Genomic DNA, 12,886 nt, shown 5'->3' with positions numbered 1-12,886 from the left:
GACACGGGTGAAGGTGAGGGCGGTTGGCGTCGCTCGGCATTGCGTCGGGCGGCGGGCTTCGGGCATGATGGCGTCTCTTCCCAATCCAATGAGGGTCGAGAGCCAGCAGATGCCATTGATCCAGGCCAGCGGGCTGACGAAGACGTATCGTGTTTTTCAGAAGCAGGAAGGGCTGATGGGCTCGCTTCGCGGGCTCTACCACCGCGAGTACAAGGAAGTTGCGGCGGTCAAGGATGTCAGCTTTTCGATCGAGCCGGGCGAGATGGTCGCGTTCCTCGGGCCCAACGGCGCGGGTAAGACGACGACGCTCAAGATGCTCTCGGGCTTGATCTATCCCTCGGCCGGCTCCGCGGACGTCCTGGGGTTCACCCCCTGGAAGCGTGAAGACGCCTTCCGGCGGCGGTTCGCCCTGGTCATGGGCCAGAAGAACCAGCTCTGGTGGGACCTGCCCGCGCAGGACAGCTTCCAGCTCCACCGAGAGATTTACTCGCTTCCCGCCAGCGAATTCAACGCCACGCTCGCCGAGCTGACCGAGCTGCTTGGGGTCGAGAAGCTCACGCGGCAGGCGGTGCGGGAGCTCTCGCTAGGCGAGCGGATGAAGATGGAGCTGATCGCGGCGCTCTTGCATCAGCCGCAACTGCTGCTGCTGGACGAGCCGACAATCGGCCTGGACGTCATCGCCCAGGTGGCCATCCAGAAATGCCTGCGTGATTATCACGCGAAGCGCGGCGTGACGATGCTGCTGACCAGCCACTACATGCGCGACATCGAGGCGCTTTGCGAGCGGGTGCTGGTCATCACCAATGGCAAGCTGGTGCACGACGGGCCGCTCTCGGGCATCACCGAGAAATTCGGCCGGGACAAGGTGGTCAAGCTCCAGTTCACCGACACCGTCCCAACCGAGGAACTCGCCCGCTTCGGCGAGATCACTCGCGTTCTCGGCCCCTCGGTCGACCTGAAGGTGGACCGGTCGAAGGTGGCCGCGGTGCTGGCGGCGATCCTCGACCAGCAGGAAGTCGTGGACGTGAGCGTGCAGGACCCGCCGCTGGAACAGATCATCGCCAGGGTCTTCGAGGAGGGCCGCGCCAGCCATGACGCCGCCTGACACCTCGGCCCTCGCGCCGCCGATCGCCCCCAGCTACGTCGCGCCGGTTCACAAGCCGCGGCCCGCGCTCATCAAGTATTTCAAGATCTTCCGCGCCTCGCTCGTCGAGCGGATGACCTACCGGGCCGACTTCATTCTGGGCACGCTGCTCCGGTTCCTCCCCATGCTCACGACGATCCTCCTCTGGAGGGCGATCTACGAGGGGGCCGGGGCCAAGTCGATCAACGGCTTCAGCTTCCGCGAGACCATCGCCTACCTGCTGCTGACGAACATCACACGCATGTTCTCCAGCATGCCGGGGCTGGCATCGGGCATTGCCCGCGAGATCCGCGAGGGGACGCTCAAGCGTTACCTGATCCAGCCCGTCGACATGCTGGCCTACCTGCTCTCGTACCGTGCCGCGCACAAGGTGGCCTACATCGTGACGTCGGCCGGCCCTTATGCCCTGCTCTTCTACATCTGCCGGGGCTATTTCGACGGCCTGCCCGACCCTCTGACCTTCGCGGCTTACGTCGTCTCGCTGCTTTTGGCCTTCGTGATCGGGTTCTACTTCGAGGCCGCGATGGGCCTGGCGGGGTTCTGGTTCCTCGAGATCACGTCGCTGCTGTATATCACGATGACGCTGAACTTCTTCATCTCGGGCCACATGATGCCCCTGGACCTGCTGCCGGCCCCTTGGTCGACCCTGCTCAAGGCGCTGCCGTTCCAGTACATGGCCTATTTCTCTTCGGTCGTCTTCCTGGGCAAGGTCAAGGGCTGGGCCCTGGTCTTCGGCCTGCTCGGCCAGCTCTTCTGGGCCGCCGTCTTCTTCGCGATGGCACGCTCGGCCTTCCGCCGCGGCCTGAAACGCTACAGCGCCTTCGGAGGCTGACCCCGTGTCCATCGCCGGCATGATGCGCTACACCCGACTTTACGGCAGCCTGAGCAAGTTCACCCTGGCCCGTGAGATGGCCTTCCGGGGCAACTTCCTCGTCAAATTCCTCGTCGAGATCCTCTGGCTGGGGATCATGCTCGCTTTCTACGCCACGGTCTTCGGCAAGACGAGTACGGTGGCGGGCTGGACCGAGTGGCAGTACCTCTTCTTCGTGGGTTGCTTCTTCGCGCTCAATGGCCTGATCGAGACGCTCTTCCTGGAGAACTGCAACGAGTTCGCCGAGCTGGTCCGCACCGGCGACCTCGACTTCCTGCTGCTCAAGCCGATCGACGAACAATTCCTCGTCACCTGTCGGCGGCTCGACTGGGCGACCGCCCCCAACGTACCGATGGGCGGCATCCTGATGGCCGTCTCGCTCTGGAAGCTCGGCTGGGAATTCGACCCGCTACGTCTCGGCGCCTTCGCGGTCACGTTCGCCTGCGGTGTCTTCATCGCCTACTCGTTCATGCTCGCCCTCACGTCGCTGTCGGTCTGGCTGGTGCGCAACCAGAGCCTGATGGAGATGTGGTGGCTCTTCAGCAGCTTGGCCCGCTACCCCAAAGAGATTTTCGCCGGGACCTGGGCCTCGCCCATCGGCGTCTTCTTCACGTTCTTCATGCCCATCCTGCTCGTCGTGAATGTCCCGGCCGACGCGATGGTCCGGTACCTCGACTGGAGGATGGTCGGCTTCACAGTGTTGGCCACGGTCTGCTGCCTCTGGGCCAGCCGCGCCTTCTTCCACAAGGCGATGCGGTCCTATCGCAGCGCCAGCAGTTGATCGACGATCGAGATACCTCCCTACCCGTTGGATCGCAGGCCGCCATCATGTCTCCCAGCCGATCGTCCCTCCAGGCCATCATCGAACGTTGCGGGATCCGGCTGGAGCGGGCGCAATATGACCAGCTCTGGGCCTATCACGGGATGCTCAGGTCGGCCAACCCCGACCTGAACATGACCCGGATCCACAACTTCGAGAACATGGTGCTGAAGCACTATGTCGACAGCCTCCTCGTCCTGAAGTTCATCGACCTGCCGGGGCCGCTCGTCGACATGGGCTCGGGCCCAGGCCTGCCCGGTGTCCCCCTGAAGATCGCCCGCCCCGACACGCCGATGATCCTGGCAGAGCCGAGAGGCGCCCGCGCCGAGTTCCTGGTCGACGTCTGCCGCAAGTTGGGCCTGAAGGGGGTCGACGTCTACGCCGGCAAGGTCGGCTCGAAGTTCCCGCACGCCGCCGCCGGGGTCATCACGCGCGCCGTGGCCACCATCCCCGAGACCCTCGACCGGGTGGCCAACTGCCTGGGGGTGGGCGGCCGGATGATCTTCATGAAGGGGCCCGACTGCGACGCCGAGATCAAGGAGGCGAAGACGTCGCACGAAGGCTCTTTCCGCCTCGTCGCCGACCACGCCTACTCGATTCCCGGCACCCCTCACGACCGCCGCCTGGTCGTTTATGAACGTCTGGAAGGGGCCGTCGAGAATTCGAAGCCTTCGAGGATCTACCTCGGGCCGATCCGCGAGGCGACCAGCGCCGCGAATCCGGCGTTCCAGGAGGCCCGCGACCTGCTCAGCGGCAAAGGCATCCGCAAGCAGGCCAAGGCGCTGATCTCGGGCCAACGCATTATCGCCGAGGTCCTGGCCCATAGCGCCGGCTCCGTCGAGGGCTGGCTGACGACCGCCGATGGCCCGCCCCCTCCGGCCGAACTGGGGACCGGCCCGCTCTGGCTCCGCCTGGCCGAGCCGCTCTTCCGCGAGCTGGACGTGGCCGGCACTCATGCGCCGATCCTGCTGGTCCGAACCCCCGAGATGGCAGACTGGTCCGACCTCGATCCGTGGCCCGACGGCTGCACGCTGTTCGTCCCGTTCCAGGACCCCGAGAACGTTGGTGCCGTCATCCGCTCGGCCGCAGCGTTCGGCGTCTCCAGGGTCGTCCTGCTCCGCGAGGCCGCCCACCCGTTCCACCCCAAGTCGGCCCGGGCCGCCGGCACCGCCCTGTTCCAGGTCCCCTTGCTGCGTGGCCCTTCGATCGGCGACCTGAAGGTGAGCGGCGCCCCCCTGATCGCTCTGGCCACCGAGGGCCCGACCCTCGATTCCGAACCCTTCCCCGGTCGCTTCGGCCTGGTCGTCGGCGTCGAAGGGCCCGGCCTGCCGGAGCACCTTCGCGCGGGTCTCACCCGCCGGATTCCGATCGCGCCCGAGGTCGAGTCCCTCAACGCCGCCGCGGCGACGGCCATCGCCCTCTACGCGTGTGCCCGCAAACCTCAGTAGGGGCTCCAGGCCAACGGCCCCTTCCCCAGGTTCTGGCGGATGGCCTCGACCTCGGCCGGATCATTGACCGGGTTCAAGGCGGCTTTGCCCTCGAGCACTCCGAGCACGTCGGTGGCAATCTCGCGGGCCATGTTACTCAGCCCCTCGACGGTCTGCGCCGCGCTGTGGGGCGTGAGCATCACGTCGAGCCGGCCGATCAGCGGGTGGCCCTTGGGCGGCGGCTCGACCTCGAAGACGTCGCCGCCGTAGCCCCAGAGCGTTTTGGCGTCGAGCGCACTGGCGACGGCCTGCTCATCCACGACCGGCCCGCGGCTGCAATTGATCAGGATGCAGTCGGGACGCATCAGGGAAATGGCGCGTTCGTCAATCATCCGCCGGGTCGACGCGTCGAGCGGGACGTGCATCGTGACGTATTCGGACGAGCCGATGACTTCCTCGAAGCTCGCACGCCTGGCGCCGGCCAGGGCTTCGACCTCGGGCGGGGCCGCCACGATATCGTTGTAGAGCACCTTCATGCCGAACGCCTTGAACGCCGTCTCGCCCACCCGGCGGCCGATCCGGCCGAAGCCGACGATGCCCAGCGTCCGTCCGGTCAGCTCGCGCCCCACCATCTTCGTCCGCGCGTGGTAGTCCCCCGCGTTCAAGGCCGCTGCCATCTTGGGGAAGTGCTTCGACAAGCCGATCATCATCGCCAGGACGTGCTGCACCACGCTCTCGGTGTTTGCGCCCGGCGTATAGACCACCACGATCCCGCGCTTCGTCGCCTCGGGCACATCGATCGCGTCATATCCCACGCCATGCCGCCCCACCACGCGCAGGCGGTCGCCGCAATCCATCAGGGCCGCGTCGACCACGCCGCCCGTGCGGATGATGAGGCCGTCGACCCCCTTCACCTCGCGTCTGAGCGTCTCAGCGTCGATGCCCGACGCCATCCGCAGATCGGAACGCTCGCGCAGGAGGCTCAGGCCGGCCTCGTGCATCGAGGTCAGGGAGAGGATGATCGGTCGCTGGGCCATGGGTCGAGCTCGCGGCGAGAGGCTGGAAACCTGCTCCTTCGAGGGGAGCGTCCTGGTTGCCCTTCTATCACAATCGAAGCGCCCGGACGATTCCAAGGGCTAGAATGGACTCCGGATCGCCCGATCGAGCACGCCCAGAGAGTTCCTTGATGGATCGCGTCGACTCACGCTGGAAACCCGGCCTTCTCACCCTCATCGTCGCGGCGGCCCTGCTGCTGCGGTTGGGCCTCCTCGCGATGCAATCGGGCCGGCCGATGGAGGACCCCGATAACTACCTCCCGCTGGCCCGCAGCCTGGCCGAAGGGCGTGGCCTCAGCCTGAACGGTCGTGCGACGGCCTATCGCCCGCCGCTCTATCCCCTGGTGCTGGCGCCGCTGGTTGCCGGGCTCGGAGATCGGCTGTCCTGGGGCGTGGCCGCATTGCACCTGGCTCTCGGCGCGGGGACGGTTTTGCTGACGAACCGGGCCGCCCTCGGGATGGGGTTGTCGCCGTCTCGCGCGCTGGTCGCCGCGTCGCTGGTGGCCTTCGATCCGGTGCTCGCCGTCCAATGCCGGTCGGTGATGACGGAGACCCTCGCGGCTCTCCTGGTGGCCTGCAGCCTGGCGGCGACAACGCGCCCGGGCCTTCGCGGCGGATTCCTCGGCGGCGTCGCGTTCGGCCTCTCGGCGCTCTGCCGGCCGAGCCTCCTGCCGGGCGCGGCGCTAGTGACTTGTGCATCCGCGGCCCTCGGGCCCGGCGACCTCCGGGCGCGATTGGCACGCTCGACGGCGATGGCTCTGGCCACGATGCTGACCATCGCCCCGTGGGCGGCCCGGAATCTGGCGGCGGTGGGCGAGCCCGTCTTCACGACGACGCATGGCGGCTACACCCTGGCCCTGGCGAACAACCCTGCGTATTACGCCGAAGTGGTGGACGGGCCCCCCGGCTCCGTCTGGTCGGGGCCGGGCCAGGCGGACTGGTTCGGGCAGATTACCGCGGCAACGTATCATATGACGGAACCCCAGGCCGATCGCTGGCTGCGTGCCTCGGCCCTGGCGACGATCCGGGCGGATCCCCGGGCGTTCGCCAGGTCTGCGGTGGCTCGCGAGGGGCGGTTCTGGGGGCTGGCACCATCCGGGGCCGTCTATCCATGGCACTTGCGCATCGCGACGGGGCTGTGGACCCTGCCGTTCTGGCTCGCGGCGGCCACGGGGCTGCGGCGCCCCGGGCTGCGATCGTGGCCATCGGCGGCGGCCCCGCTGGTCGCCGTTGCGTTGGCGTGCGTGCATGCGGCTTATTGGACCGACCTGCGGATGAGGGCGCCGATCGTCCCCGCCCTGGCGCTCGTGGCGGCCGGCGCGAGGCTCCCCAGGAGGGCGGAAAAGAATTCCGAATTTCGGCGAATTTCCGGGTGCAAGAACTCCTGACAGACGCTAATCTCAAGAATTGCCGCTCTTGGCGCGGGAACCATTAGCCGTTAGGACGCTAGCCTCGCCAGAACGCTTTTGCAGGGGAACGGACAGTGGCCAAGAAGCTCTATGTCGGTAACCTGACGTACGACACGACGGAAGATAATCTGGTTGAGCTGTTCAGCGAATTCGGCGAGGTCCTTTCGGCGCAGATCATCATCGACCGGGACACGAACCGCTCCAAGGGCTTCGGGTTCGTCGAGATGGCCAGCGGCGCCGACGAGGCGGCCAACGGCCTCAATGGCCAGGACTTCCGCGGCCGTAATCTGACCGTCAACGAAGCCCGTCCGCGCGAGCCCCGTCCGGGCGGCGGCGGTGGTGGTTACGGCGGTGGCGGTGGCTACGGCGGCGGTGGTAGTGGCGGTGGCGGCTATGGCGGCGGCTACGGCGGCGGCGGAGGCGGCCGTGGTGGTTACGGCGGCGGCCGTGGCGGCAACGGTGGTGGCAGCGGCGGCGGTGGCTATGGTGGCGGTTATGGCGGCGGCGGTGGCGGCCGTTATTGATCCGTTGGATGCCCGCTCGTCTCTCGCAAGGTAGCAACCCTAACCGCGATCGTCACGCAGGGCCGACCTTGAACGGGCCGGCCTTGCCCTCGTTCGAAAGGCATTGCCCCATCCCACCCCGGGGTCTGTTCGACGCCCCGCGACCCGCTCCAATGTTGCGTGGGCACCCCGGCCTGTTAGACTGAATGTCTCATTGGCCGTCCGCGAAGGCGTGCGTCCACCACCGACGCTCTGACGACGCGACCCTCCTCTCCTCAACGGCCGCGCGGGGAATGGGCCCATGCCCGAAATGGAAATCGACGGACAGGCCCTGCTCGAGAACGCCGAGCGCATCGGGCTCATCGACCGCGACCAGGCCTACGAAGCCCGGATCGACGCCGAGGATGGCTCGCTGAAGGCCGTCAGCAGCGTGCTCCTGCGCCGCGGGAACATCACCAGCTGGCAGCTCGACCGCCTCAAGAAGGGGGAGTTCTCGGGCTTCTTCTACGGCGGCTGCAAGGTCCTCTTCCACATCGCGGAGGGGAGCTTCGCTCGGGTCTATCGCGGCGTCAAGGTCCACGGCGGCCAGCCCGTCGCCATCAAGGTGCTCCGCCAGCGGTTCGCCGCCGACCCCGCGGCGGTCGGCCGGTTCATCAAGGAGGCCGAGGCCGGCATCCGGCTGGTGCACGACAATATCGTGCGCATCTACGAATATGGGGAGAGCGACAAGGCGTATTACATGACCATGGAATACGTCGAGGGGTCCAATCTCAGGGACTTCCTCCGTATCCGCGGCAACATCGGCGAGGCCCAGGCCCTCCCCCTCATCCTCGGGCTCTCCCGCGGCCTCCAGCACTCGCAGAGCATCGGCATCACCCATCGCGATATCAAGGGGACCAACATCCTCATCGCGTCCAACGGCATCTCCAAGCTCGTCGACTTCGGCCTGGCGACCATCGAAGACGACAAGAAGATGGCCACCGCCCACGGCCAGCGAACGGTCGACTACTCGGCCCTGGAACGCACCTGCGCCAGCCCTAAGGGCGACCCGCGCTCCGACATCTTCTTCCTGGGCTGCGTCTTCTACCAGATGATTACCGGCCAGCTCCCGCTGCCCGAGATCGAGACCAAGGACCCGCTGGCCAAGATGCTCAAGCGGGGCATCAACTCGATCAAGCCCCTGAGCGAGCAGCGTCACGCCCCCTCGGGCGAGCTCAGCCGGATCATCGAGAAGATGATGAAGGTCGACCTCAAGCAGCGTTACCAGAGCATGGACGGGGTCGTCGCCGACCTTGAGGCCTACATCGCCTCGAAACCGGATGCCGCCCCCTCGACGGCCCCCGGCCAAACACCCCGTGCCAGGGTCAAGGTCGAGGAGGAGTTGCCGCCCGATGAGGAGTCGTTCGAGTCACCCCTCTATGGCGATGACGACGACGAGGACGACGCGCTGCCCCAGGAATCAAGGCCAGAGAGCTTCGAGGTCAAGGCCATCCGGCCGAAGACCCTCCTCTGCGTCGAGTTCCAGGAAGAAATCCGCGACGCCTTCCGCAAGACGTTCGCCAAGATGGGCTACAAGGTTCTGCTCGTCAACGACCCCGAGCGTGCCGTCGAGCGCCACCAAGAAGCCAGACCCGACGCGCTCGTCTTCGACGCCGACGGATTCGGCTCCAGCGCCCTCGATTCATTCTTTGCCATGCACGGGAAGGCCCGCGAGGAAGGGCGAGACTTCGTCGCCGTCGTCCTGCTCGGTCCCAAGCAGAAGGCCCTCGCGGCCAAGATCCCCGAGGAAGCCGGCCTGATCGTCCTGGTCAAGCCGCTCAAGATGCGCGAGATCGTCGACTCCGTCGTCCAGCTCGCCCCGGTCGTCTAGGCCGACGCAGCGAGCTGGGGCTCTCTTCGTCCCGCCGGAATCGACAAGGCGAGCGCCGGCGCTGCGCCGATCACTTGCGGGCGGGGGCCTGGATGCCCATCGCTTGCATCAGCATCTTCAGGTCTTCCCAGGCGTCGCGCTTGTGCTCGGGCGAACGAAGCAAGTATGACGGGTGAAAGGTGACGATCGTCGGGATTCCCCGGTATCGGTGCCACTTGCCGCGCAATCGGGTCATGGGCAAGGCTGTCTGGAGCAAGGTCGAGGCGGCCGTCTTTCCCAGAAGGCAGAGGAACTCGGGCCTGACGATCTCCATCTGCCGCTCCAGGAAGGGAAGGCAGTTGGACACCTCCTCGGGGGTCGGGTTCCGGTTCTCCGGCGGCCTCGACTTCAAGATGTTGGCGATGTAGACCTGATCTCGTCCCAGGCCCATCCCCTTCGTGATCATGTCGGTGAGCAGGGCCCCGGAACGACCCACGAAGGGCTCCCCGGTGCGATCCTCGTCCGCCCCGGGCGCCTCGCCGACGAACATCAGCCGCGCCGACGGGTCGCCGACGCCGAAGACAGTTTGGGTTCGTGTCGAGGCCAGGATCGGGCAACGCTGGCAGACGGCGACCTCGGCCGCCAGCGCTCGCAGGGCCTCGATCCGTCCGGCCGGCGGCAGGTCGACGCCACCAATGCTCGACTCCTCGAACAACGAACCGGGCAGCAGCAGTGGAGCACTCCCCGCCGGCAAAAGGCTCGGGGCCGCCGTGCTCGGACCCCTGGGGGGAACGATCGGCGCCGGTTTGGGGATGGCAGCCGCCATGGGAGTGACCGACGGGATGGTGGGTTTGGGGGGGGACGCGGTGACGACTTCGACGCGGACTACCCGCGCGGGTCGATCGATGGCCGCGGGCAGCGCGGGGATGGGAAGCCAGTCGAGCCCCGCGCGGCGGAGCGACTCCAGCCGCTGGCGAGTCGCCCGGATCAGTCGCACACGCTCATCGGCCCACGGATCAGGCAACGCGATCTCCCGTTCAGTCCCCTCCGACTCAGGCTCAATCGCCCGATCCTAAGGCCGGGCACCACGGTCGACAAGGGCGATCGGCCGGCGATCAGGGCTGGGGGACGCTGCGTGCGGGCGCGACCTCGGGGCGGAAGGACGTGGCAATCCAGCGGCGCCAGGCCTGGGCGTCGAAGCCGAAGTCCTGCCCCGTCAGCTTGATCAGGGCCTCGCGCACCTCGACATTGCGGTTCACGTAAGGCACGGAGACGGGCATCGGCCCTTTACCGGCCGACATCGCCCCGTTGTATCCGAAGTCGGCCGTCGGGCCGAGTGGCATCGCCGCCGCGCCGAAGGCGACGGCGCCCGGGGCGACCACGGGGGGAGTCAGCAACGCGTATGACCCGCCCCCGGAGAGGCCCCCCTGGAACCCGCCCACCGACGCAGGGGCCGGCGCGACCGCACCGATCACACCGACGCTCGACGGTGGCGGCGCCTGGCCCGTGGGCATCCAGACGACTTGCTCCTCGACCGTCGTCAGGGCCCCGATCAAACGCTGAAGCGCGGAGGTTGCCTTCAGATTGCCGAGGGCCCAGGCCGCCCGATTCACGACCCGGACGTCGCGAGAGCGGAGGGCATTGCTAAGTCTGGGGATCGAGCCGGCGTCCTTCCGACGCGCGATCTCGGTCATCGCCGACTGGCGGACCTCCGCATCGTCCTCGTGCAGGAAGCCTTCGACCAGCGCGGTCCCCGCACGGCTGCCCGGGATCTCACCCAGCACGCGGACCAGGAGCGAGCGGATCGCTGTCGACTCGGCTCCGAAAGCCCTGAGAAGGGGGCGGACCGCGTTCTCGTCGCGGATCTCGCGGAGCTGCTGCTCGGCCTCGGTCCGCCTCGGCTCACCGCCGTCGACGATCGCCGCATGCAAGATCTTCAGCCGCCGCGACCACGACGCTTCCTGTGATCGCGCCCCGGCGTCGGCCTCCTGCCGGTCCTTCTCCTCGGCGGTGATCCATTTTCCCTTGTGCTTGACCATCCCCTGAACCTGCCGGAGCTCGTCTCGGGTGAGCCAGCGATCACCGACCTGCGCATGGCCCAACTGCCGGTGCGCCTCGTCGTGGCCGGGGTCGAGCTTGATCGTGGCCTGGTAGTGCACCTGGGCTAAATCGGGCAGTTTGTGGCCCTGGCACCAGGCCGCCAGGTCGTACTGGTCTTCGGCCCTCGACGATTCGGCGACCGCAAGTCGCCTGGGCAGGTATTCGTCGAGGATGCTCGGCTCGGGCGAGACCGAGACCACCTGCTCCTTCCGGAACGAGAGCGGGGTCTTGCCCCGCTCCATCAGAATCGTCACCGTCTTGGTGTTCTCGGGGTCGGGCAAGACCTTCCCTCGGACCGAGCCTCCGCTCTTCAGCGAGATGACATCGCCTCCGGCAACGTCGATCAACCCGAGAGCCGGGATCAGGCCCAGCAACCCGGCGATGGCCCTCCGCCCGAATCCCTCGCGTCGCGCTGTCATGGTCGTCTCTCCCTAGGCGATCCGCCCGATTGGGGACGACGCAGCGCCCCGCCTTATTCGATGCTATCGCAGTTCGCGCGCGGCGACGAAGCTTCTTTTTTCCGGAATGCACCGATGGAATCTTGGGGGAACTGGCGTGACTTCATCGACTGGGAGGAAGAGCAATGACCAGTGAATCTGTCCGGCAGCATCAGGCCGAGGCACCCAGGCAATTAACCGTCGCCGTCATCACCGTATCCGATACCAGGACCATCGACACCGACACCTCGGGCAGCCTCATCGTCGATCTCCTGAAAGCGGTCGGTCACCACGTTGTCGGCCGCGAAATCGTCCCGGATCAGCCCGACAAGATAAGCAACCTCCTGAGCCATTATGGCCAGCGACCCGACGTTGACGCCGTGCTCATCACGGGCGGGACGGGGATCAGCTCGCGCGACCTGACCTTCGAGACGGTCTCGGCGCTTCTGACCAAGCCGCTCCCCGGTTACGGAGAACTCTTCCGCATGCTGAGCTACGCCGAGATCGGGGCCGCCACCATCCTCAGCAGGGCCGTGGGCGGCCTGATGGACGCGACCGTCGTGCTCGTGATGCCCGGCTCTCGGGCGGCTGTGGAACTCGCGATGTCGAAAATCATCATCCCCGAACTCCCTCACCTCGTCCGTGAGGCTCGCAAGTAATCCGAGGATTCGGGACGCTCCTCGCCCTGCATCTGCGTCCCGATAGGACAAACCGTCGAACGAGGATTCGGCCACCCAGGCCGCCTGATCTTGCACAATTTACGGCTGTCACGAGCCGTCTCCCTCCCGATCGACTGCAATTTCAGCATTCCTGTCGATCGCGAGCTAGAGTTCGATAACGATCGCCGGGGCGACTCTTTTCGGGTTGCCTCGGTGCACCGAATGAGGTGCCAGATCCACACCACAAGCGGCATGACGCCGAGCAGACTTGCGGGGATTGAGTGATGCATGTATGACAAAGTAGGCTAACTAACCCGTGCCAGCGGCCGACCGGATTCAAGTCATCGCTTGCTGATGCGATTGTCATTATTCGCGAGTACTCACCCCTTGATCGGAGGCCTTCGGAATCGAACAAGTGCCCGTCCTTGGCCGCTCTCGGAGGGGCGACCTTACTCCTCGGATCTGAAGGCAGGGCGAATTTCGAGGGCCGGTGTCACGCGTCAGTCATCGGCCCGTAGTGGGTCGTGCATCGGCCTTCATGTCGGCGTCTCCCCGCGTCGGTTCCGCTCTTCCGGCGTCCCGCCTTCTTCGTCCGCTCCTCTCCGATAACCC

General features: G+C 66.6%; 11 protein-coding genes. 8 read left to right on the top strand and 3 right to left on the bottom strand.

The genetic code is table 11. The features are described 5' to 3' along the window. Positions 1 to 109: 109 nt before the first annotated feature. Genes EP7_RS07465 through rsmG form a run of 4 tightly spaced genes read left to right on the top strand, consistent with a single transcriptional unit; the run spans position 110 to position 4,283 of the window. The gene (locus EP7_RS07465; protein WP_463527207.1) at positions 110 to 1,105 is read left to right on the top strand and encodes an ABC transporter ATP-binding protein; all 996 of its coding nucleotides are present in this window, start codon (positions 110 to 112) and stop codon (positions 1,103 to 1,105) included. Next, positions 1,092 to 1,976, top strand: coding sequence for an ABC transporter permease (locus EP7_RS07460; RefSeq protein ID WP_463527205.1), 885 nt, complete (start codon positions 1,092 to 1,094; stop codon positions 1,974 to 1,976). The genes EP7_RS07465 and EP7_RS07460 overlap by 14 nt, the downstream gene beginning before the upstream one ends. Positions 1,977 to 1,980: 4 nt before the next feature. Further along, the gene (locus tag EP7_RS07455; protein WP_463527203.1) at positions 1,981 to 2,796 is read left to right on the top strand and encodes an ABC transporter permease; all 816 of its coding nucleotides are present in this window, start codon (positions 1,981 to 1,983) and stop codon (positions 2,794 to 2,796) included. Positions 2,797 to 2,843: 47 nt separating this feature from the next. Then, positions 2,844 to 4,283: a 16S rRNA (guanine(527)-N(7))-methyltransferase RsmG gene (rsmG, locus tag EP7_RS07450; RefSeq protein WP_463527201.1), complete on the top strand. Its 1,440-nt coding sequence runs from the start codon at positions 2,844 to 2,846 to the stop codon at positions 4,281 to 4,283. Here rsmG and EP7_RS07445 read toward each other — a convergent pair. Beyond that, entirely contained in the window at positions 4,277 to 5,299 is a 1,023-nt protein-coding gene (locus EP7_RS07445) for a hydroxyacid dehydrogenase (protein WP_463527199.1), read from the bottom strand. The genes rsmG and EP7_RS07445 overlap by 7 nt on opposite strands. 149 nt (positions 5,300 to 5,448) lie before the next feature. On the opposite strand from EP7_RS07445, the gene EP7_RS07440 reads away from it, so the two are divergent. From EP7_RS07440 to EP7_RS07430, 3 genes are all read left to right on the top strand, one after another. Then, positions 5,449 to 6,705 (top strand): ArnT family glycosyltransferase, encoded by a 1,257-nt coding sequence (locus EP7_RS07440; protein WP_463527197.1) that lies wholly within the window; start codon positions 5,449 to 5,451, stop codon positions 6,703 to 6,705. A 95-nt stretch (positions 6,706 to 6,800) separates the two neighbouring features. Continuing rightward, positions 6,801 to 7,250 carry an RNA recognition motif domain-containing protein gene (locus EP7_RS07435; protein WP_463527195.1) on the top strand — a complete coding sequence of 150 codons (450 nt, stop codon included), beginning with the start codon at positions 6,801 to 6,803 and terminating at the stop codon, positions 7,248 to 7,250. A gap of 280 nt (positions 7,251 to 7,530) precedes the next feature. After that, complete coding sequence (locus EP7_RS07430; RefSeq protein ID WP_463527194.1) at positions 7,531 to 9,099, top strand: protein kinase domain-containing protein; 1,569 nt, start codon at positions 7,531 to 7,533, stop codon at positions 9,097 to 9,099. Positions 9,100 to 9,169: 70 nt separating this feature from the next. Here EP7_RS07430 and EP7_RS07425 read toward each other — a convergent pair whose 3' ends face one another. Both EP7_RS07425 and EP7_RS07420 read right to left on the bottom strand, forming a co-directional pair. Further along, positions 9,170 to 10,102 (bottom strand): uracil-DNA glycosylase, encoded by a 933-nt coding sequence (locus EP7_RS07425; protein ID WP_463527193.1) that lies wholly within the window; start codon positions 10,100 to 10,102, stop codon positions 9,170 to 9,172. 91 nt (positions 10,103 to 10,193) lie between these two features. Beyond that, positions 10,194 to 11,597, bottom strand: a complete 1,404-nt coding sequence (locus EP7_RS07420) for a HEAT repeat domain-containing protein (RefSeq protein ID WP_463527192.1) — start codon at positions 11,595 to 11,597, stop codon at positions 10,194 to 10,196. A gap of 164 nt (positions 11,598 to 11,761) precedes the next feature. On the opposite strand from EP7_RS07420, the gene EP7_RS07415 reads away from it, so the two are divergent. Continuing rightward, on the top strand, positions 11,762 to 12,274 hold the full coding sequence (locus tag EP7_RS07415; RefSeq protein ID WP_463527191.1) for a MogA/MoaB family molybdenum cofactor biosynthesis protein: 513 nt from the start codon (positions 11,762 to 11,764) through the stop codon (positions 12,272 to 12,274). Positions 12,275 to 12,886 lie beyond the last annotated feature (612 nt).

Source organism: Isosphaeraceae bacterium EP7, from assembly GCA_038400315.1.
Classification (GTDB): Bacteria; Planctomycetota; Planctomycetia; order Isosphaerales; family Isosphaeraceae; genus EP7.
This window is presented reverse-complemented; position numbering and strand designations above follow the sequence as displayed.